The 20,669-nt window shown below is 64.7% G+C and carries 12 protein-coding genes; 7 read left to right on the forward strand and 5 right to left on the reverse strand.

Going from position 1 to position 20,669, the window contains the following annotated elements:
- Window positions 1–4: 4 nt before the first annotated feature.
- Window positions 5–820, reverse strand: coding sequence for an isocitrate lyase/phosphoenolpyruvate mutase family protein (locus VGH98_25160; protein HEY2379296.1), 816 nt, complete (start codon window positions 818–820; stop codon window positions 5–7).
- Window positions 821–958: 138 nt separating this feature from the next.
- Here VGH98_25160 and VGH98_25165 point away from each other — a divergent pair, with 138 nt between their 5' ends.
- The 4 genes from VGH98_25165 to VGH98_25180 all read left to right on the forward strand — a co-directional run bounded on the left by VGH98_25165 (window position 959) and on the right by VGH98_25180 (window position 8,612).
- Window positions 959–2,857 carry a sigma-70 family RNA polymerase sigma factor gene (locus VGH98_25165; GenBank protein HEY2379297.1) on the forward strand — a complete coding sequence of 633 codons (1,899 nt, stop codon included), beginning with the start codon at window positions 959–961 and terminating at the stop codon, window positions 2,855–2,857.
- Between the two features lie 173 nt (window positions 2,858–3,030).
- Entirely contained in the window at window positions 3,031–3,720 is a 690-nt protein-coding gene (locus VGH98_25170) for a DUF305 domain-containing protein (protein HEY2379298.1), read from the forward strand.
- Window positions 3,721–3,745: 25 nt separating this feature from the next.
- A complete protein-coding gene (locus VGH98_25175; protein ID HEY2379299.1) occupies window positions 3,746–5,725 on the forward strand; it encodes a hypothetical protein in 1,980 nt (659 codons plus the stop codon).
- 262 nt (window positions 5,726–5,987) lie between these two features.
- Window positions 5,988–8,612 carry an ABC transporter permease gene (locus tag VGH98_25180; protein ID HEY2379300.1) on the forward strand — a complete coding sequence of 875 codons (2,625 nt, stop codon included), beginning with the start codon at window positions 5,988–5,990 and terminating at the stop codon, window positions 8,610–8,612.
- 85 nt (window positions 8,613–8,697) lie between these two features.
- Here the strand turns inward: VGH98_25180 and VGH98_25185 are convergent, their stop codons facing one another.
- Complete coding sequence (locus tag VGH98_25185) at window positions 8,698–10,566, reverse strand: hypothetical protein (protein HEY2379301.1); 1,869 nt, start codon at window positions 10,564–10,566, stop codon at window positions 8,698–8,700.
- Between the two features lie 27 nt (window positions 10,567–10,593).
- Window positions 10,594–11,262 carry a DUF305 domain-containing protein gene (locus tag VGH98_25190; protein HEY2379302.1) on the reverse strand — a complete coding sequence of 223 codons (669 nt, stop codon included), beginning with the start codon at window positions 11,260–11,262 and terminating at the stop codon, window positions 10,594–10,596.
- Window positions 11,263–11,510: 248 nt separating this feature from the next.
- Between VGH98_25190 and VGH98_25195 the strand changes: the two genes are divergently transcribed.
- Window positions 11,511–12,119 (forward strand): hypothetical protein, encoded by a 609-nt coding sequence (locus VGH98_25195; protein HEY2379303.1) that lies wholly within the window; start codon window positions 11,511–11,513, stop codon window positions 12,117–12,119.
- 95 nt (window positions 12,120–12,214) lie between these two features.
- On the opposite strand, the gene VGH98_25200 is transcribed toward VGH98_25195, so the two are convergent.
- Window positions 12,215–15,958, reverse strand: a complete 3,744-nt coding sequence (locus VGH98_25200) for an Ig-like domain-containing protein (GenBank protein HEY2379304.1) — start codon at window positions 15,956–15,958, stop codon at window positions 12,215–12,217.
- A gap of 441 nt (window positions 15,959–16,399) precedes the next feature.
- On the opposite strand from VGH98_25200, the gene VGH98_25205 reads away from it, so the two are divergent.
- Both VGH98_25205 and VGH98_25210 read left to right on the forward strand, forming a co-directional pair.
- The gene (locus VGH98_25205; protein ID HEY2379305.1) at window positions 16,400–18,652 is read left to right on the forward strand and encodes an ABC transporter ATP-binding protein; all 2,253 of its coding nucleotides are present in this window, start codon (window positions 16,400–16,402) and stop codon (window positions 18,650–18,652) included.
- A gap of 11 nt (window positions 18,653–18,663) precedes the next feature.
- Window positions 18,664–19,155 carry a DUF1854 domain-containing protein gene (locus tag VGH98_25210; GenBank protein ID HEY2379306.1) on the forward strand — a complete coding sequence of 164 codons (492 nt, stop codon included), beginning with the start codon at window positions 18,664–18,666 and terminating at the stop codon, window positions 19,153–19,155.
- Between the two features lie 92 nt (window positions 19,156–19,247).
- Here VGH98_25210 and sthA read toward each other — a convergent pair whose 3' ends face one another.
- Window positions 19,248–20,636: a Si-specific NAD(P)(+) transhydrogenase gene (sthA, locus tag VGH98_25215; GenBank protein HEY2379307.1), complete on the reverse strand. Its 1,389-nt coding sequence runs from the start codon at window positions 20,634–20,636 to the stop codon at window positions 19,248–19,250.
- Between the last annotated feature and the right edge of the window lie 33 nt (window positions 20,637–20,669).

Genomic DNA, 20,669 nt, shown 5'->3' on the forward strand with positions numbered 1-20,669 from the left:
CACGTTAGGCGCGATCGAATGCCTTCTCCATCTCGGCGGATGGAACGGCCTTTGAGAGCTCGACGAAGGTGCCATGCTCGGCGATTTCTTTCGCGGCGCGCAGAAACCCTGCCCAGGCCGAGCGGGCGAGCGCTCCGCCGACGCTGATCCGGCGCACGCCCACGTCGGTGAGTGCCGCCAGCGTCGTGAAGTCACTGCTGACGAGCACGTTCACCGGCTTGGGCGCAACGGCCCGCACGATTGCGGTGATGTCTTGTATGTTCCGAAGTCCAGGCGCAAAGAGACAGTCGGCGCCAGCTTCCGCATATGCCGTTAGGCGACGTATCGTCTCGCGCAGATCCGGACGACCGGCGATGAATCCCTCCGATCGCGCGGTGAGAAAAACGCCGCTCCCTTCGTCGTCCAGCGCGCGTCGCGCCGCGCGAATTCGCTCGACCGCCAGCTCGAGCTCGAACAGTGGTTGCGCTGGGTCGTCGGTCGAGTCCTCGATCGAGAGTCCCGCAATCCCCGTCGACGCGGCGAGGGTGACATTGGCCGCCACGGCATCGGGCTCCGTCGCGAATCCGTCCTCGAAATCCGCGCTCACCGGCACATCGACGCTCGCGCTCATCGCTCGCAGATGACCCAACGAGTCATCGATCGTGATATGATTGTCGCGCCGTCCGATTGACCAGGCGAAACCGGAGCTCGTGGTCGCGAGGGCCTTGAATCCGAGTTGGACGAGCAGAATCGCACTCCCCACGTTCCAGGGATTTGGGGACACGAAGCAGCCGGACTCATGGAGCGCGCGGAAGCGACGAGAGGATGCGGAACGGGACATGGCGGAAAGTCGAGAAGGGCGCGTCGAGAAGGCCGCGTCGAGAAGGCCGCGTCGAATACTACGCGCCTTTCCAGGCGGCCAGGAAACGCTCCTTCCTCCCTGTGTGACCATACCCCCGGGCTCGGCCGTCTTGTTAGCATGTCCAGCCCCTCTGATCGCGAGCTGATCGCCGCGGCGGCGCAGGGACAGGTCGCCGCCTTCGCGACCCTCCTTGGCCGCTACCGCGATGTTCGCACGCGCTTTGCCTTGCGCATGCTCGGCAACTACGATAGCGCCGACGAAGCGCTCCAGGCCGCGTTCGTCCGCGCGTTCCAGTCGATCGCCCGGTGTCGGAATCCGGAGCAGTTCGGGGATTGGCTATTTCGCATCGTCATCAATGAATGTCGCGCCCGGGCGCTGCGCCGTACCGTCCGCGCGCGGAACACCGGCGAGTTCGACGCCATTGCCGATTGGCGCGCGGCCGTCGAGGGATCGGAACACGGTGCCGACATCCAGCGCGCGCTGGACCAGATCGATCCGATCAATCGCGAAGCGTTCATCCTACAGTACGTCGAGGAGTTGCCGTATCCCCAGATCGCCTCGCTCACCGGCGCCAGCGTGATTACGCTCGAGCGACAGGTCGACCGCGCGTGCTCGCGGCTTCGCGAACTGCTTCCGGACCGGCAGAACGAGCCGCCGAAATCGGCGCCAAGCCTGAGCGCAGCAATCGACCCGGTCGGTCCCTCATTCGCCGTTCGCATCGCAGTGCCCCTCCGCCGCGCCGAAGTCCTCAACGACAGCTTCGAGGATCGCCTTATGGCAAAGCTGCTTCGCCCAGGCGAGGCGCAGGAATCCGCGGCCAGTCCTGCAGCGACGGCGCCGAGCGAGCCAGGCGCGGCACCGGTTGCAGTCGGCGCGCCGCCCCCGTCGCCGGCGACCCTGCCCGATCCACCATTCTTTGGTGGACGGATTGCGCTGCTTCCGCGCCAGTGGATCTACCCAGCGATCGCCATCGGCTTGACGCTCGTCGCCTTCGGCGCTGGGTACGCCGTACGGGGTCACTCCACCGCGCGGACTCGGGCCGTGGTTGCCGACAAAACAAGTCCTGGATCCTCGAAGCTCGTTCGGCGCACCGACACGGTGCGGGTCGTCAAGAGCGATACGATGTTGGTCGCCCGCTTCGTCTTCAGCGAGTCAAATGCCAAGTCGGTCGACCTCGCCGGCGACTTCAATCGGTGGGACCCGAGTGCAACGTCGCTCACACGCATGCCCAATGGCTCGTGGTCCCGCAGCCTGCGTCTCGCGCCCGGCCGCTACGAGTACGCTTTCCTCGTCGACGGAAAGCGGTGGGCGGCCGATCGTTTCGCCCGGTCGTCGCACGATGCGTTCGACATCGAGAGCTCGGTGATCGACCTGACTGCCTCGTCGCCGGTGACGCGCGATGACGCGTCGGCGGCTTCGCGGCTCAAGAAGCTTCTCCCGCGCGTGACCGCCGAGCGCGTGCTCGATACGATTGCCGTGGCGCGTGCGCATGGCCTGCCGTCAACGGCGTTGGAGAATCGCGCGCTCAAGTACGCCGTGCGTCATGTCGCTCCACACGAGATCGAGGACGCGATCGCCGCGGACGCCGACGCGATGACCAAGTCGTCGGTGCTGCTCGCGGCTGCAACGCAACGCGATCCAAGTGGCGCCGAGATCGACGCTGCCGCGCAGTTGATCGGCGAAGGCGTGGACAGCACCAGTATCGCCGCGCTCGCGAAGGCAGCGGCGCCGCATCGATCGTTGGAGGTTCCACTCCGCGTGAGCGGGGAGCTTGTCGCGACGAGTATCGGAGCGACGGATGCACTGTCTCGCGTCGCGGCCCGCCTTCGCGATGGCGCGACTGACTCGCAGCTCTCGCATCTCCTCGACGATGCGTCGGCGACGCTAGCAGGGAAGGGAAAGAAGCCGCCCGTGGTCGCCAAGTCGTCCACGTCGAACGCGACCGTGCGTCAGGCCGGCTCGCCCGCGAAGGCGCATCCCGCGACCAAACCGCGGCACAAGACGAACGACAAGTAGCGGCACCTCAGGTGCTGGTGTCGTGACGACACGACGCGCGCCCGCCGTATAAACAATTTCTGTACGTCCGCCACTACTTACCGCGCCGGCGCACGGTGGTAATATCCATCGTTCGTTGGGCGCTGCGGGACGCCGTGGGGCGTTTGGCCGGCGCCGCCACAAGAATCATTCATATGACGAAGCCCTCTTCCTTTGTCGGCGCCTGGACGCCGGTGCTTGCCGTCATTGCTCTGGGCGCTGTCGCCGGCACTGCCGGCGCGCAGGTCTCGGCTCAATCGATGAGTGCGCGGGCGCAAAGCGATCTGGCCGCCATTGCCAAGGCGCGGCAGGACAGCGCGCGCCGACCCTATACTGCCGCCGACGTCCACTTCATGTCCGGTATGATCGGTCACCATGCGCAGGCTCTCGTCATGGCCGGCTGGGCGCCGACCCACGGAGCGAGCCAGTCGATTCGGACGCTCTGTGAGCGAATCATCAACGCGCAGACTGACGAGATCACGCTCATGCAGCAGTGGCTTCGCGACCGTCAGCAGCCTGTTCCCGAGGCGTCGCCAAAGGGAATGAAGATGGTGATGGACGGCGTCGAGCACGTGATGCGGATGCCGGGCATGCTCACGGACGAGCAGATGCAGCAGCTGGACTCCGCTCGCGGAAAGGACTTCGACACCTTGTTCCTCACCTTCATGATTCAACATCACAAGGGCGCCGTGCAGATGGTGCATGACCTGTTCGACTCGTATGGCGCAGCGCAGGACGATCTCGTTTTCAAGTTCGCGTCTGACGTGCAGGTCGATCAGACCACGGAGATCGCGCGAATGCAACGGATGCTCGTTGCCATCAATTTCGGAATCGCACAGCACTAACCACTCTCCCACGCAGAGGTCTCGCATGCGCTTAGCACGTACGACTCACAATTTGCAGACAGGTGTGCTCGCCCTGGCAATTTGTTCGGCGGGCGCATGTGCCCGCTCGACAGCAACCACCGCGACGAGCATCGGTCCAACGCCGATGGGCAGCATGATGTCCGTGGCTGCCCCGAGCCCCGACCCGCGCGTCGGCCTCAAGGCGGGTTTGTTCGACGCCGGTCAAGCGACGTGGAACATGCGTCTGATGTCGAACACGCCGCCGTCGGAGCAGTTCAAGAACACGAACTCCGATCTCGCGTTCCTCGGCAAGTACGCGATCCAGGGCAACTACAACGGCTACCAGGTCTGGGACATCTCCAATCCGAGTCACCCAACCTTGGCCGTCGGCAATTACTGCCCCGCGTCGCAGAGCGACGTTTCGGTTTACAAGAACTTGCTCTTCGTTTCCGCCGAGGGTCAGTCGGGCCGTATCGATTGCGGCGGCGAAGGTGTCAAAGACCCGGTGAGCAAGGCGCGCATGCGTGGTGTTCGCGTGTTCGATATCACCGATATCGCGCATCCGAAGAACGTCGCCGATGTACAGACGTGCCGCGGTTCGCACACGCACACCTTGCTCGTCGATCCAAAGGATCCCGAGAACGTCTATGTGTACGTGTCGGGCTCGTCGAGTGTGCGCTCGTCTAACGAGCTGTCTGGCTGTGTGAGCGCCGATCCGGAGAAGGACCCGAATTCGGCGCTCTTCCGCATCGAGGTCATCAAGGTTCCGCTTGCACATCCGGAAGAGGCGGCGATCGTCAGCTCCCCGCGCATCTTCAACGATCTCGTCGCGCCTCCGCGCCATGGTGAAGCGCAAGCCGACAAGGAGGAGATCGCTGCGGCACGCGCCAAGGGCGCCTTCGTCGCCGACATCATGGGTGAGCAGATGGTCCTTCCACCGTACTTCACGAAACCGATGCTCGATAGCATCATCGCGAAGCGAGGCGGGGCCGGCGCGCCGACAGCAGCCGACAGCGCGGCGCTGCGCGCGGAGATTCCAGCAATGGTCGCAAAGATGATTGGCACTCAGGGCCCGCCGCGCGGTCCGACGCAGTGCCACGACATCACCGTCTATCCAGCGATCGGCTTCGCGGGTGGCGCCTGCGCTGGCTACGGCTTCCTCCTCGACATTCACGATCCGGCGCACCCGGTGCGTATCGCCGCCGTATCCGATTCGAACTTCTCGTATTGGCACTCGGCGACGTTCAACAACGATGGCACGAAGCTGCTCTTCTCGGATGAATGGGGCGGCGGTGGCGGCCCGAAGTGCCGTGCAACGGACCCGAAGGAGTGGGGCGCGGATGCGATCTTCACGATCGTCGGCAACGAGCTGAAGTTCCAGAGCTACTACAAGATGTCTGCACCGCAGACGCCGCAGGAAAACTGCGTCGCGCATAACGGGTCGCTCATCCCGATTCCAGGGCGCGACGTCATGGTGCAGTCGTGGTATCAGGGCGGCATTTCGGTATTCGACTTCACCGACGCCGCGCATCCGAAGGAGATCGCGTTCTTCGATCGCGGGCCCGTCGATTCGACGCGGATGGCGAGCGGCGGCACGTGGTCGGCGTACTGGTACAACGGCGTCATCGTGAGCTCGGAGATTTCGCGCGGCCTCGACGTTCTCGAGCTGACGCCGAGCGCTGTCCTCTCGCAGAACGAGATCGACGCGGCGAAGACGGTCCACATGGATTACATGAATACACAGGGGCAGCCGAAATTCGTCTGGCCGGCGAGCTTCGCGTTGTCGCGTGCGTACGTCGATCAGCTCGAGCGGTCGGGCGGATTGTCGGCGGCGCGCGTACAGGCCGTTAGGCAGTCGCTCTCATCGGCCGAGTCGAGCAGTGGCTCGTCGCGCGGTAGTGCGCTTTCGCAGCTCGCCTCACAGATCGACAGCGATGCCGGCAGCTCGAGCGATGCGGCGAAGGTTCGCACGTTGGCCGCGAGTGTGCGCCAGCTGGCAATGTAGTTCTCACGGTCATCCTGAACGACGTGACGGATCTGCTTTCAATACACGAAGGCAGATCCTTCGTCGTTTCTAGGACGCCGATCTCGATAGTCGGCATGTCTGACCGTGGGCGCTCTGTCCGTCCGCGATAGACGGCCGTCAGTGGCCGGCGTCAACAGGTTCGGGCGATACCTTGACATTCGACAACACGAGACTGTATTGTCGAACGACATAGCATCGCGCCTGCGATGCAGGCTCAGCGCCGTTAGCCACGAGGACGAAGATGCTGTCGATTCGCCGCGTCGCCCGCAGACTGATACAGTGGGCGCACCGAGATCGTGTCGAAGCCGCGATGGACGTGGAGATCCGCGATCACCTCGATCGCGAGATCGCGGAACACATGGCCCACGGAGTGCCGCGTGAAGAGGCGACGCGGCTCGCGCGGCGCGATTTCGGTGGAGTAGAGCGACATAAGGAGGCGGCGCGCGACGTCCTCGGCGTGCGGATCCTGGATGATGCGGGTCGCGACTTCCAATACGCCCTCCGCCTGCTGCGACGCAATCCAGGATTCACCCTCGGCGTCGTCCTCACCTTTGCCTTGGGTATCGGATGCACGTCGGCCATCTTCACGCTCGTCGACGGCATTCTCCTCCGTCCGCTACCATACCAGCGTCCTAACGAGCTCGTCGCGCTCTGGGAGCGCAACGTGCCAAGAGCGCTCGACCGGAACGTCGTCTCGGTTTCGCTGTTCGAGGCGTGGCGCGAACACGCGCACTCCTTTGCGGGCATCGCGGCGATGACCCCGGCGCCGCGCACCCTCCAGGGAACACCGGCGGAGCGCATCTCCGCCGCGCAGGTGTCGCCGTCGTACTTCCAGATTCTTGGTGTGCGCCCCGCCCTCGGACGGGACTTCACAAACGCTGATGAACTCGACGAGGGCGCCGCGGTCACGATTCTCAGCGACGCTTTCTGGCGCACCCGATTCGGCGGCGACCCGTCGGTGATCGGCCGATCGATCGTGATGGATGGCACCTCGTACAGAATCGTTGGTGTCATGCCGCAAGAGTTCGAGCCGCCGCGGTTCGGCTGGATGACCGAGCATCCGCTCTGGATCCCCTTCGCCCCGACCGCCGGCAACCGCAATTGGGGTCGCTTTCTGCACGTCATCGGCCGCCTTCGCCCGAACGCTTCCCTCGATCAGGCGCGGGCCGAACTCGCGGCCTTGAGCGAGCGTCGATCGCGGGAAGAAAAGGGAGACACCGGATGGTCGGCGACGATTGTGCCGTTAGGCGAACAGATCACGGGCGACGTGCGCCGGCCGCTGCTGACGTTGTTTGGCGCCGTCGGCTTTCTGCTCGCGATGGCGATCGTGAACGTCGTCAGCCTCGTGACGACGTTCACGCGCCGTCGGCAGCACGAGCTGGCACTGCGGCGCGCGATCGGTGCGACGCGAGCGCGCCTGCTCCGCCAACAGCTCGCGTTAGGTGGATCGCTTGGTATCGCGGCAACGATCGTTGGCCTGGGCGTCGCGTTCGCGGCGGCGCGTGGCCTCGTGGCCATGATGCCGCCCGATGTACCGCGCGTGGCGGATGCGCGCATCGACAGCGGTGTGCTCGCCTTCACGATCGTCGTTGCGAGCCTAACGACGATCGTGATCGGTGTCGTGTCGGCGGCACTCGGTATGCCGCGGCAAGCGGACTCACTCGACCTGGCAACGACGCGGGTCACGACGCGATTGCGTGGGGCACGCCTCATCACCGCCGAGATTGCGATCGGACTCGTGCTGAGCGTCCTCGCGACGCTCATGATTCGAAGTTTCGTGAATCTCGACTCGGTGGATCTCGGTTTCCAGCCGGAGCACGTCGCCGTGGGGCGCGTGCCGCTGCCATCCGCCAAGTATCGAACCGAGGCGCAATGGCGACAATTCTTCGATCTGCTGCGATCGCGGACCGAGGCAATCCCGGGTGTGACGTCGGTCAGCATCGCGACCACGAGCCCGTTCGCCTGCTGCGTGCCATCCACCAACGTCGGAGACGCGTCGCGCGTGAACGATCAGCGAGCCCCCGCACCCGTAACCGACGTTCGGTTCGTGGATGGGGCGTACTTCCCGACACTCCGCATTCGACTTCTCGAAGGCAGTGTATTTCCACCGAACGAGCCAGCCGACGGCGCACCGCGCGTGATCGTCTCTCAGTCGCTCGCGCGCACATTGTGGGGGCACGATGACCCGATCGGTCGGAAGCTGTCGATGAGCCTCTTTGGCACGACTACAGCCGAAGTGATTGGGGTCGTGGCGGACGTTCATCGGGGCGATGCGCGCACGCCGCCGCGTGCCGCCGCATATCTGGCGGCGAATCGCTATCCGAACAGTGAACGCGACGTGATCGTCCGAGGGACCGGTGACGCGAATGCCATCGTCTCGGCGCTTCGCGATGTACTGCGCTCGATCGACGCGACGGTTCCGCTCTACAGAGCGACGAGCCTGGAGACCACGGTGAGCGAGACGTTGGGCGAAGATCGGCTCGTGACGACGCTGCTCAGCGCCTTTGCGCTACTTGCGCTCGCATTGGCCGCGGTGGGCGTGCATGGTGTTCTCTCGGCCGACGTGACACGCCGGCGCAAAGAGATCGGAATCCGGCTCGCGTTAGGCGCCGGCAAGCGCTCGGTCTACGCGTTCGTGATGCGCCAGGCAATTCCGGCCGCGCTTCGTGGAATTCTCATCGGCGTCGGGGTTGCGTTGCTCGCCTCGCGCGCGATGTCGGCGCTCGTGTTCGGCATCGGCACGTCGGATCCGTTGTCCTTCGGGATCGTCGTTGGGGTTCTGGCGATCGTCGCCATCGGGGCGACGTGGCTCCCGGCGTTCTTTGCGTCGCGCGTCTCGCCGCTCGAGGCGATTAGAGGAGAGTGACCAACTCATTTGTCATCCTGTGTGAAGCGACCCCCTCCTGCCCGCGAAGGATGACAGGACGGGGTCGCTGCGCTCGGGACGAGCTTCAGTTGCTGGCGAGCTTAGTCACCACTTCGCCAAGCTTCGTCTCGCGTTGTTGATCGACGCCATTCGCCGCGCCCGTCGGGAGCTGCGAGGCGAGTTGCGTCAGAATCGTTCGCCGCTCATTACCACTCGACGACTCCGCGCGGCTCAATTCAGCGTTGATGCGCGTCGCCTGATCGAGCGAGACCGTCCGGCTCCGTGATAACTGATCGACGTACGCGCGTGCCACGGCGAAGTTCGCCGGCCAGGTGATCATCGGCTGATCCTGCACGTTCAGATAGTCGAAGTGCACCGACCTCGCCGCGTCGATCTCGTTCTTCGAGAGCAGTCCGCTCGGCTGGAGCTCGAACAAGTCGAGGCCGCGCGAGATCTCCGAGCCAACGATGTAGCCGTTGTACCAGTACGCCGACCAATACCCACCGTCGACGAGCTTCGTCGCGTCCATCGGGCCACGATCGAAATAGGCGATCTCGGTGGGGTGGGACGGATCCGTCCAGTCGAAGACGCTGATCCCGCCCTGATACCACGCTTGCACCATTACATCGCGGCCCGGAATCGGGATGAGCGAGCCGTTATGCGCGACGCAATTCTCCTCCGGGGTCTGCGGCGCGGACATCTTGTAATAACTCTTGAATGTCATCTGGTCGCCGTTGATCGTGAAGATCGCATCGGCGCCCCACTCGTGCTTGTCCGTCACGCGGCAGCGGGGCTGCGAGCCGCCGCCCCATTCGTCGGAGAAGAGCACCTTCGAGCCGTCGTTGCTGAAGGTGGCCGAGTGCCAGAAGGAGAAGTTGGAATCGGCCACGGCGCCAATGCGGCGCGGATGCGCGACGTCATGAATGTCGAGCAAGAGTCCGTAGCCGGCGCACGCGCCACCCGCGAGTCCGATCGCCGGGTAAACCGTGATGTCGTGGCACTGCGTCGGTCCGCGCTGAGCGAGTGCGGGGTTGAACGGGCGACCACCGCGACCGGCCGCGGCATTCGGGTTGTTCCTCGCGGCCGCGGCGCGTGCGGAATCGCGCGCGGCGATGTCAGCGGGCATCTCGGCGTGCTTCGCGGGCGCGGCGAGATTATCGAAGATGCGCGGAGAGCTCACGATGTGCGCCTGTTCCGGGTGAGCGAGCGGCACCTGAATCACCTCGATGCGGAACAGCGCGCTGTTCGTATCCGCCTCGGGGAGCGCGCCGGAGCAGCCGGCGAGCTCGCTCGGTGAGCGTACCCCAGCCGAACCCGAGACGTAGATGTAGACGTTCTCGGCGTCCCGCGGATCGGTGACGACCGTGTGCGTGTGGGAACCGCGGCAGGTCTGCACGGTCGCGACGTATTTCGGATGCTTCGGATCAGCCATATCGATCACGCGAATGCCGCGCGCCCGCTCGCTGCTCACCGTGTCCGGAATGCCCTGCATCCCGCAGTCGACGCGTCCGTTCGTCGCCTCGGCGGAGACGAAGAGCAGGTTCCGGTACGCAGAGACGTCGCTCTGCGAACCAGGGCAGACGTACGCTGTCTCGAGTGTGGGGTGCGCGGGATTCGAGATGTCCCACATCTGCCAGCCGCTGTAGTTCCCCTGGAAGACGTAATGGCCCATGAATGCGAGGTCGGAATTGACCAGACGCCGATCACCGGGCGTGCTCTCGTTGATGAAGTCCTTGGACGGCCGAGTCATCGAGACCGCGCGGAGGTTCCAGATCGCCTGGCCCGCGTCGAACCAGCCCGCCCTGAGACCGATGCGCGAATCAGGCGAGGGTGGGGTCGGAGACATGTCCGGTGCGCCGGAGAGCGAGACACCATTCATGGAGGAAGACCGGGCGCACGCGCTGACGGCGAGGAGGACCAACGCGACGGAGGTGAGCAGCTTATTCGATGTCATTGTCGACCTGGGAAGAATCGTAAGGCGTTATCGAGTATTAGCGCCCAACATCAGGCGCATGCGATCGATTTCTGTCGTCTGATCAGCATTCACGTCCGACGCGAAGCGGAACACGTACAGCTCCTGGCCCGCGCCGGGGCTGGCGAAGAGTTGATCGACCATCGTGATCGCTCCCTGATGGTGCTGGATCATGTAGGTGAGAAAGAGTCGATCGAATTCGGGGCCTCGCGCTGCGTCGAGTTGTTTCATCTGCTCCGGCGTGAGCATGCCAGGCATCATCTCCATCTTCATGTCACCCATGTCGTGGCCCATCTCGTAATGCGCGAGCGGGTCTGGTACCTCCTGGTGGCGCTCGCGGAGCCAGCGCTGCATGAAGGCCATCTCATCGCGCTGGCCGACGTCGATGCGCTGCGCGAGGTTCTTGACGTCAGACCGCGCATTGTGCGTCTGGGCCCAGCCGGCCATAACGACGGCCTGTGCATGGTGATGAATCATGCCTTGCATGAAGTGCACGTCGGCGGCGGTGAAAGGCATTCGTCCGCTGTCCGCACGCGCCTGCTCGGCCGGTGTCGTCGCACGTGCGGGCGCGCTACTCTGCACGCTGGCGTGCGCCGATTGAACCGCGCTGCTGCAGGCAGTTCCGGCGGCAGCTGCGACCAGGCTCGCGACGCCGGCCAACCGAGGCAGGATGCTCATGGTGGGACCTCTCATTCATCGGGGTTGATCTCGAGTTGAGAACGTACGCCGCGGCGCAGTCGTTGGAAGGGGACCGAGGCTAGGGCTGGGGGCTAGGGGGGTAGGGGTTAGCCTCACTCGACACTCGCCAGTCACGTCTCCGGAATTTTCCTGAGCGACGTCTCCGTAACCCCTAATCGGGTAAATCGTCCGGGATATGGCGAAGCGGCCGCGACTTCCAGCTTCGGACAAGCTTCAAAGGCAGCAACATGCGCTTTCGCCCGTTAACTCGGCACGACGCCTGGCGCTCGATACCGCAGACGCTCTGCATGCGGGGCCTTGGCATCGTCATTCTTGCGGTGTGCGGTCTCCTCTGGCCCGATCTCGCGCTCACCGTAACCCTCGTCGACATCGGCATTATCTGTCTGCTCTTCGCTCTCGCCGATCTATTCGTGGCGGCGGCGATTCGGCGGGAGTCGACATGTAGCGCGCGAAAGTTTGGCGCGCTTGGAGTACTCGGCTTGAGCTTTGGCGCCCTCGCTTTGTCGATGGTCGTAATGCCGCCGCGATGGACCGGACTCGCGGCGCTCGTTTGGCTCGTCACGAGTGGAATGGTGATCGCCCTTCTTGGCGCATCCTTTCCAAGCCGCCGTCGCTCGGGCGGTATCATCACCCAGTGTGGCGCGGTGCAACTCGTGCTGGCGTTCCTGTTCGTGATGGCGCATTTGTCGCAGGCCGACATGGTGCTTCACGCAAGTGCCACGTACGCCGCGTCGCTCGGCGGAGCGCAAGTCGCTCTCGGATTGTCCTTGCGACGAGCGAAGGGCGTTCGGCCGCCATGGAAGCCACAGCTCGTCGACGCTCGGAAGGCGCTCTGACCGGCTGAATCCCTCCGCGCCTCCGGCGGCGGTACGAGTAGGTCGTTGCTGGCTGGTGTTGTCTTCGCCAACCACCAACGACCAGTCACCAACTATCACTCGAGCTTGTCGAGCGCGCGGAGCGTTGCCGACGTCCAGACGCCGTCAGTGCGAGTGGACCGTGCCTGGAACTTGTACTTTCCGTCGCGCGACTGACCGTTAGGCGCCGTCCAGGCGAGAAAGAACGTGAACTCCTGCGTCGCTTCGGTATCGCCGACTTTCGCGCGGTTGCCCTGCGCCGGTCGCGTGAGGTGAAAATTCGCCTCACTCGACCGGACCTTGTCGAGCAGCCACGCGAGATTGTTCTTATCGTCGGCCGACTCTCCGGCGATGAAGCCCGACAGCTGACGGGCATCGTGGTTGGTAATCGCCGCGGCGAAACGCGCCGCTGCGTTCATGAGTGCGGAGGGAGCATCGCCGAAGGTCACAGCCTTCGCGCTCACCGTAACCGCGACGCGCGCCGTTTGCTGTTCGCTCGTCGCGACGATTTCCGTCGTTCCCGCGGCATGCGCCGTGACAACACCGAAATTGTCGACCGATGCGATTTCAGGGTGCGTCGACTGCCACGTCACCTTGTGATCGAGCAGCGACTGGCCCTTGGCGTCGAGCGGGGCGGCGGTGACTCTGATCGTGTCGCCCGGGTGCAGCGCGGACTTCACTTCCGTCATCAAGATCTGCGCAACGGCAGCCTTTCCCGGGACCACGGCATTGCCAGCCTGGATAACGCGGAGCTGAGTCGTACCGGTCGCCCCGTTTGCCCTACCGGTGATGGTCGCCGAGCCTTCTTTGAGCGCGATGATTCGTCCGGTGCGCTGATCAACCCGAGCAATGCGCGGCGCGCTGGAGCTCCACACGATAGCGCTGACCGGTGCCTTCGGATCGCCAGCCACTTTTGCGCGCAGCAGGGCAGTGTCGCCAACGCGTAGCGGCTTGAGCGGCGTGATCGTGAGCTTCGTGCTGATCGACGTCGATGAATCCGCCGCCGCCGGGACAGTGTGCTGTGTGTCGACAGCCGCGGGTGCCGTGTCCGGCTTCTGTTGCGGCATGGTGTCCGCGATCGCCCCCTGCGATGCGGCAACCAGTTGCTGCTGTTCGGGCGCGCTCTTGCCTGACGAGAGCCGCCAGGTAATCAACGCCAACACGAGCACGGCCGCACCCGCGGCAGCAAGCCGCTTTGTGCCGATGCGCTCGATGAACGCAAAGCGATTGTTACTCGCTCCGGCGAGATCCATGTACGTCGGACCGCTGACCGATTGCCAGGGTTCGGTCGCAACCGGCGCTACGCTCTCCTCGGTGGCTTCCGCGTCGATGGTGGACTCTGTCGGCGCGACGACTTCGGCGCTCGGCTCCTCGACGCCCGCATCGTTGTCCGAGAGATGTGGAACCGGTACCGCGAGCGCCTCCTCGTCCGTAGGCTCCGGAATCGCGCGAAGACTCGCGATCGACGCGCGCGGATCGCTCTGGGCGAGCAATCGGCGCGCCTCCTCCAGCTCGAACACCTGGGTCGCGGAGACGTCGCCGAACGGTAGTGCCAGCTCCGGCGGCGGATTCACGTGAAGACGGACCGACGCTTCGATGCCGTCGGCGGTTGCGGTGATCGTCGCCCGGCCCTCGCGGAGCGGGAGCACGACGCCCTTGGCGTCGACCGATGCGACATTGGGCGGCTCGGCTTTCCAGTGGAGCGGGCGATCGATGCGGACTCCGCGCGCGCTGACGACTTCGGCGTGAAGCGTCACTGGCAGACCGAGGTCGACGTGCGGTGGCGGCGGCTCGATGAGTATCTTCGCAACGACGGGCAGGACGATTGCGACGGCTGCCGTCGCAAGCTTGCCCTCGGAATTGCACGTCAGCCGCGCGACGCCCGCACTGCGCGCCCGCACGACGCGATCGCCGATGATCTCGGCGATCGATGAATCGCTCGAGCTCCATCGCACAGGTCGCCCGTCCAGCACCTCGCCACTCGCGTCGAACATCTTGGCCGAGAGCTCGGCGGACTCGCCGACTTCGAGGACGGAGGGGACGACCGGCTGTACGCTCACGACTGGCGCCGGTGAGACCTCGATGCGCGCCATAGCGCGAACGCCTTGCGACTCGGCCCAGACGAGCACCTCGCCTGGCGACTTGGCCGAAACCACTCCTTCCTGGGAAACGATGGCGATGGCTTCGTCGGCGCTCGCCCAGTGCACTGCGGTCTGGACGGCTTCGTGTCGCTTGTCCTCCGGCGTCGCGACGAGCTGGACGCGGTCGCCCGCGTGCAGCGCACCCGGCGGGAGAGAAACGCTGATCGTCGCGACGCGCTTCGGCACGACGGTCAACCGTACCTCGTTATGCACGCCGCCGACGCTCGCGGTGATCTGCACTTCGCCAGCGCTGATGGCCTGCACCGTGCCGCGCGCGTCGTCGACCGTCGCCACGGCGTCGTCACTGGACATCCAGCGGAGCCGGACGCCAGGCACTGTGTCGCCCGACGGATTTCGCGGCGACCCGGAGAGCGTGAAGGTGTCGCCAACCTCGACGATGCTCGGCGGTGCGAAAATCTCGACCGCGGCGACGTATGGCTTCACGTCGCCTGGCGACTTCACTCCCGACGCGGGCTCCGGGGTCGCGCTCGCGCCCGGGCGGAGCACCTCATCCGAGCGGCGGAAGGGCGCGGGCATCGACAGCTGAGCCAGTGCAAGGCGGTCAGGATCGCCGTCGCCTAACGGCGAGGCACCCAAGGCGGCGAGCGCGTGCTGCACCGAGGGCCAGCGCTGCAGCGGGTCCTTGGCCAGCATGCGCTGAATCGCGGCGTCGAGCTCGGGGTCGCAATCGGGCCGCTGCTCGCAGATCGGCGGCGCGGGCCGCTCCGTGTGCGCATGCATAACGACGAACGGCGACCCACTGAAGGGCGGCCGTCCCGTGATCAGCTCGTAGGCGACGAGGCCAAGGGAGTACTGATCGGACGCGGCAGATACCGGCCTCGCCAGGCACTGCTCAGGGCTCATGTACGTCGGCGTTCCGACAATGACGCCCGTTTGCGTCTCTCCGCCACGAGACGCGCGCGGAATGCTGGTATTCTCGCGCACCACGAGCTTCGCGATGCCGAAGTCGGTCACGACCCCGTTTCCGTCTTCGTCGATGAGGATGTTGGCCGGCTTCACGTCGCGGTGAACGACGCCGCGACGATGCGCGTACGCAAGCGCGTTTCCGACCATCCAGAGCAATCCGCGTACGGTGCGAATGGGCAGTGCGCCCGCGGAACGGATCACGTGCTCGAGCGAGCGTCCCTCGACGAACTTCATCACGAAGAAGTGCAAGTCGTCGATCTGCCGGACGGCGTGAATGGTGATGATGTGCGGGTGGCTCATGTTGGCCACCGTAACTGCCTCCTGCCGGAAGCGACGCACCATTCCTTCGCCCGTGAGGAGGGCAGGGGACATCACCTTGATCGCGACCTTGCGATTGAGCGCGACCTCGTGCGCCAGATACACGGCCGCCATGCCGCCACGGCCAAGCTCGCGGAGGATCTCGAATTCGCCCGATGTCGCGGCGCGTAGTCGCGCGGCGACTTGGCTCCAGGGATTTGCCTCATCGCCCGCCGCCTGGTTCGGGGAGACGATTCCGCTTTCGGTACCGGTGCGAGTACCGGTGCCGCAGCGGGGGCAGAAGCGGTCGGCTGCGCCGAGTGGGGCGCCGCAGCGTTCACAACCCGCGACGGGAGCGGCCGTTCCGCAGAGAGCGCAGAAGCGGTCGCCGGCCCTGAGTGGCTCGCCGCATCGGCTGCATTTGATTCCGGACGACTCCACGGGACGACCTGTCATGCGGCAGCAACCGAGATATGGGAAATCGATAAGCGGCAAGGCCGAATGACACTTACGCCATCGCCGCGCGGGACCGCGGCCGAAGTTGCTAGTCAGCGCCGAGGCGCGCAAGACTGGCGAAATGCGATGGTGCGTCTTGCGAACGCGCCCAGACTTTCCTTATACTGCTCATTCGTCCGTAAACCAACTGAGTTCCCGAACCGGACCATGATACAGCTCTTCACACTCACCTCCTCAATCCGCCGCATCGCGCCGCTCGCGTGGATGCTCCTGGGCGTTGTGCGCCCTGGGACGCGGATTTCCGGCGTCTACGACGCCGACGCTCGAGGTCGAGCACCTTAGAAGAGCAGGATTCGATGTCGTGATCCGGCCTTTCGGGTGCTTCGGCAGACCCGAAAGGCCGTTTTGCTGACCACCAGCACCCTTCAGTGGATCACGACAATGAATCACGAAATAATCAGCCGCTATATCCGCCAGCCTACCCAGCTCCCGAACGAGCTGCGCGCGCGCATCGAGCTGGCGTGGGACGCAGAGCCAGTCCGCCTGTACGCACTCGCCGACCTGGATCAGGGGCTCACGCTGGGCGAGACCTGGATGACGTTAGGCAACCGGCACGTGGCGATTGCGCGGACGGCACCGAGCGGCGTCTGGGAGGTGCAATCCATCGAGCGCACGCGGATCCGCGCCGTACAGCTGTCACCGGGGCTCAGCGCGAACGTGCTGCTGCTCCTCGGTGAGCCCAACGATGCCCCGCTGGCGATGGTACGCTACACGCAGCGACAGCGCGGTGCCTTCGAGAACATCCGGTTCGTGCTCGAGGAGTCGATCGCCGGCCGGATCGTCACTCCGATGCCGGAAGAGGCCGACCGCGTTTATGCGGACGCGGTCGCGCGGCCCGTGCGCGATGCACAAGCGCTGGTCGCTGGGCGCGAGTCGGCGGTGATCCTTCGCTTGCTCGGGTACCTCGCGCCCTACGGTCGCCAAGTCACGATCGGTTTGATCGCCGCGGCCATTGTGACGTTGGCCAGCCTCGTGCCGCCGTACCTTGCGGGATTTCTGCTCGACAAAGTCGTTAGGCCTGCGCAAGCGGGCACGCTCGCGCATGCACAGGCGGTGCGGCTGGCGTGGCTTGCCGTCGGCGCGATGGCGCTGCTCTATGTCGTGCGCCAGGGCGCCGCGCACATGCGTCTTCGCTTGATGTCAGTCCTGGGGGAGTGGGTCGCGCGCGATCTGCGCTCCGAGCTGTACTCGCACATTCAGCGCCTCAGTCTCTCCTTCTTCTCTCGCAAGAAGACGGGAAGCCTGATCACGCGCGTCACGGCGGACACCGATCGCCTGTGGGAATTCATCGCCTTCGGCGTCGTCGACGTGTCACTGTCGGCAGTGATGTTGCTCGGCCTGGGCGTCGTGCTGCTCACGCTCGACTGGAGGCTCGGTCTCGTGATGACCTTACCCGTGCCGCTGTTCTGTTGGCTGATCTACTGGCACGGCGAATCGCTCAACGGGCGATTCATTCGGGCCTGGCGAAAGTGGTCGCGGCTGACGGATGTGCTCGGCGACACCATCCCGGGCATTCGCGTGGTGAAGGCGTTCAATCAGGAAACGCGCGAGATCGGCCGCTTCGTCGATCGCAATGACGCGGTCACGGACGAGTTCAACCAGATCCACCGGATGTGGACCACCTTCTGGCCGCTGCTGATGTTCGCGGTGCACACGACGACGGTGGTCGTGTGGGTGTTCGCGGTGCCGCGCTTGTTAGGCATCGGCCAGCCATTGTCCGCCGGCGTGTTTGTTTCCTTTTTACTCTACACCACGATGTTCGTGGCGCCGATCGAAGTCATCGGCCAGATGGTGCGGACAGTAAATCGGGCAACTTCATCCGCGCACCGAGTCTTCGAAGTACTCGACAGCGAGCCGGAAGTGCGCGACATCCCGGATCCGGTGCGGCTCTCGCCAGTGCGCGGGCGCGTCGAGTTCGAGAATGTGACGTTCGCCTACGACGGCGTGCGTCAGATTCTTCGCGGCGTGAGCTTCATCGTGGAGCCGGGCGAGTTGATCGGACTCGTCGGACAGTCGGGCGGCGGCAAGTCGACGGTCGTGAGCCTGGTCGCGCGTTTCTACGATGCGACGGGCGGCGCCGTACGCGTCGACGGCGTCGATCTGCGCACGATCGACACGGGCCACTACCGGGAGCAGATCGGCATCGTGTTGCAGGATCCGTATCTGTTCCACGGTACGGTGCTCGAGAATATTCGGTACGGCTTGCCGAGCGCGTCGTTAGGTGCGGTGATCGCGGCGGCCAAGGCGGCGAACGCGCATGACTTCATCTGTAAGCTCGGGCAGGGCTACGATACGATCGTTGGCGAGCGTGGGCACACGCTCTCGGGCGGCGAGCGCCAGCGCATCTCGATTGCGCGGGCGATTCTGCACAATCCGCGCATTCTCATTCTCGACGAAGCCACGAGCAGCGTCGACACCGAGACCGAGCGACAGATCCAGGAGGCGTTGGAGCGACTGATCAAAGGGCGAACCGTGTTTGCGATTGCTCACCGGCTGTCGACGCTCCGTCGTGCATCGCGGCTGTTCGTGATCGAGAAAGGCCGCCTGGCCGAAGCAGGAACGCATCGCGAATTGCTCGGGAAGCCTAACGGTATTTACAAGCGACTGTATGAGATGCAGTTGCAACTGCAATGAGGGAGGATCACATGACTGCTCTGGAAATCGAACGTGAGGAAGAGAGCGAATCAATCCGGTTGCGCAGTTCACCGGACGGCCGGCTGATCGCCTTCACCGAACGAGGCCCCGTAACGGTGCGGGTACGGCAATGCTTTCCGTGGTCCGAGCCGCAGCGGCATCTGTCGTTGCGCGACATGGAAGAGCGCGAGGTCGCGCTCGTCGAGGATCCGGCGATGCTCGATCCGGCATCGCGCGAAGCCTTGGAGCGCGCGCTGGCCGAGGCGGGCTTCGTGCTCGAGGTGACGCGCGTCGTCTCGATCGAGGAGGAAGTGGAGATCCGCCAGTGGGAGGTCGAGACGCGTCACGGCGTGCGGTCGTTTCAGACGCATCTAGACGACTGGCCGCGATCGCTGCCGGGCGGCGGGCTGCTCATCCGCGACGTCGCGGGTGACTTGTACCGCCTAACGGTGACGGAGATGGACAAGCACAGCAGAGATTTGCTCTGGGCGTTCGTCGACTAGAAAAGGGGCTAGGGTCTAGGGGCTAGGGTCTAAGGGGAGCAAGACCCTAGCCCTAGCCCCTCGTCCCCTAGCGCCTCGTCCCCTAGCCCCTTTTACAGTCGATTCAAGCCCGCCAGCGCCGCCACCTTGTACGCTTCCGCCAACGTCGGATAGTTGAACACCGTGTCCCGGAAGTATTCGATCGTTCCGCCGAACGCGAGCACCGCCTGCGCAATGTGAATCAGCTCGGCGGCGCCGTCGCCGATCGCGTGTACGCCTAACAAGAGGAGCGTCTCGGGATCGAAGAGCATCTTGAGCAGCCCCGTCTCGTCGCCGAGGATCTGGCCCTTCGCGAGCTCCTCATACTTCGCGATCCCGACTTCGTAAGGGATGCGTGCAGCTGTGAGCTGTTGCTCGGTCCGTCCGATCATCGACATCTCCGGCACCGTGTAAATCCCGTACGGAAGAAGCTCCGCCGCGGCGCGGCGATGATTGCCACCGAACATATGATTGCTCGCGAGCCGGCCCTGCTCGCTCGACGACGAGGCGAGCGAGGGGAAGCCGATGACGTCGCCCGCGGCGTAGACGTGCGGCACCGACGTTCGAAAGTTCTCATCGACGGTAATTCGGCCGCGAGGGTCTGCCTCGAGACCGGCAGCCGCGAGGTCGAGGAGGTCGGTATTTGGCTGGCGGCCGACGGTGTAGAGCAACGCGCCCCCGTGCACGCGTTTCCCACTCTCGAGATGCGCGACGACACGACCCTGCGGCTCGCGTTCGACGCGCGTCACCGTCTCACCAAGACGGAACGTCGCTCCTCGGCGACGCATGTGATAGCTCAAGGCCTCGATCATCTCGCGGTCGACGAAATCGAGCAACGCTGGACGTTGATCGATGATCGTGACCTTGATGTCGAGCGCCGTGAGCATCGACGCGTATTCGAGTCCGATGACGCCCGCGCCGACGACAATGAGCTCACGCGGCAGATCGGGCACGTCGGGCAGTTGATCGGAGTCGAAGACGAAGCGCCCGTCGAGTGGAATCTCTGGCGTACACGCGGACCGCGTACCACACGCGATGAGAATATGCGCACCGCTGACCCGAATGACGGGCGCGTTCTCGGGGACCACCTCGATCGTGTGGGGATCGATGAAGCGGGCGGTGCCGATCAGCGAGGTGACGCCGTTCCGCCGCAACTGATTCCGAACGACCTCGACCTCACGCTCGACCACGCGCTGAACCCGATGAGCGAGGTCGCGCGCGGAGATATGATCGCTGACGACGTAGTCCTTTCCGTAGAACGTCCGCTGCCGGAATCCCGAAAGGTAGAGAATTGCCTCGCGGAGCGTTTTGCTCGGAATAGTGCCGGTGTGAACGCACACGCCGCCCGTCATCTCGCGTCGGTCGACGACGGCGACTCGCTTGCCTAGCTTCGCCGCCGCGATCGCGCCCTTCTGTCCCGCGGGACCGCTCCCGATGACGACGAGGTCGTATTCGTATTCCATGTGCGTAGAGCGTAGAGCATAGAGCGCGGAGCG

The sequence above is a fragment of the Gemmatimonadaceae bacterium genome (genome assembly GCA_036496605.1).
Taxonomy (GTDB): Bacteria; Gemmatimonadota; Gemmatimonadetes; order Gemmatimonadales; family Gemmatimonadaceae; genus AG2.

Bases quoted from the DNA above. Each gene is read 5' to 3' on its own strand.
- VGH98_25160 (HEY2379296.1), bottom strand. From the start codon at position 820: ATGTCCCGTTCCGCATCCTCTCGTCGCTTCCGCGCGCTCCATGAGTCC.
- VGH98_25165 (HEY2379297.1), top strand. From the start codon at position 959: ATGTCCAGCCCCTCTGATCGCGAGCTGATCGCCGCGGCGGCGCAGGGA.
- VGH98_25170 (HEY2379298.1), top strand. From the start codon at position 3,031: ATGACGAAGCCCTCTTCCTTTGTCGGCGCCTGGACGCCGGTGCTTGCC.
- VGH98_25175 (HEY2379299.1), top strand. From the start codon at position 3,746: ATGCGCTTAGCACGTACGACTCACAATTTGCAGACAGGTGTGCTCGCC.
- VGH98_25180 (HEY2379300.1), top strand. From the start codon at position 5,988: ATGCTGTCGATTCGCCGCGTCGCCCGCAGACTGATACAGTGGGCGCAC.
- VGH98_25185 (HEY2379301.1), bottom strand. From the start codon at position 10,566: ATGACATCGAATAAGCTGCTCACCTCCGTCGCGTTGGTCCTCCTCGCC.
- VGH98_25190 (HEY2379302.1), bottom strand. From the start codon at position 11,262: ATGAGCATCCTGCCTCGGTTGGCCGGCGTCGCGAGCCTGGTCGCAGCT.
- VGH98_25195 (HEY2379303.1), top strand. From the start codon at position 11,511: ATGCGCTTTCGCCCGTTAACTCGGCACGACGCCTGGCGCTCGATACCG.
- VGH98_25200 (HEY2379304.1), bottom strand. From the start codon at position 15,958: ATGACAGGTCGTCCCGTGGAGTCGTCCGGAATCAAATGCAGCCGATGC.
- VGH98_25205 (HEY2379305.1), top strand. From the start codon at position 16,400: ATGAATCACGAAATAATCAGCCGCTATATCCGCCAGCCTACCCAGCTC.
- VGH98_25210 (HEY2379306.1), top strand. From the start codon at position 18,664: ATGACTGCTCTGGAAATCGAACGTGAGGAAGAGAGCGAATCAATCCGG.
- sthA (HEY2379307.1), bottom strand. From the start codon at position 20,636: ATGGAATACGAATACGACCTCGTCGTCATCGGGAGCGGTCCCGCGGGA.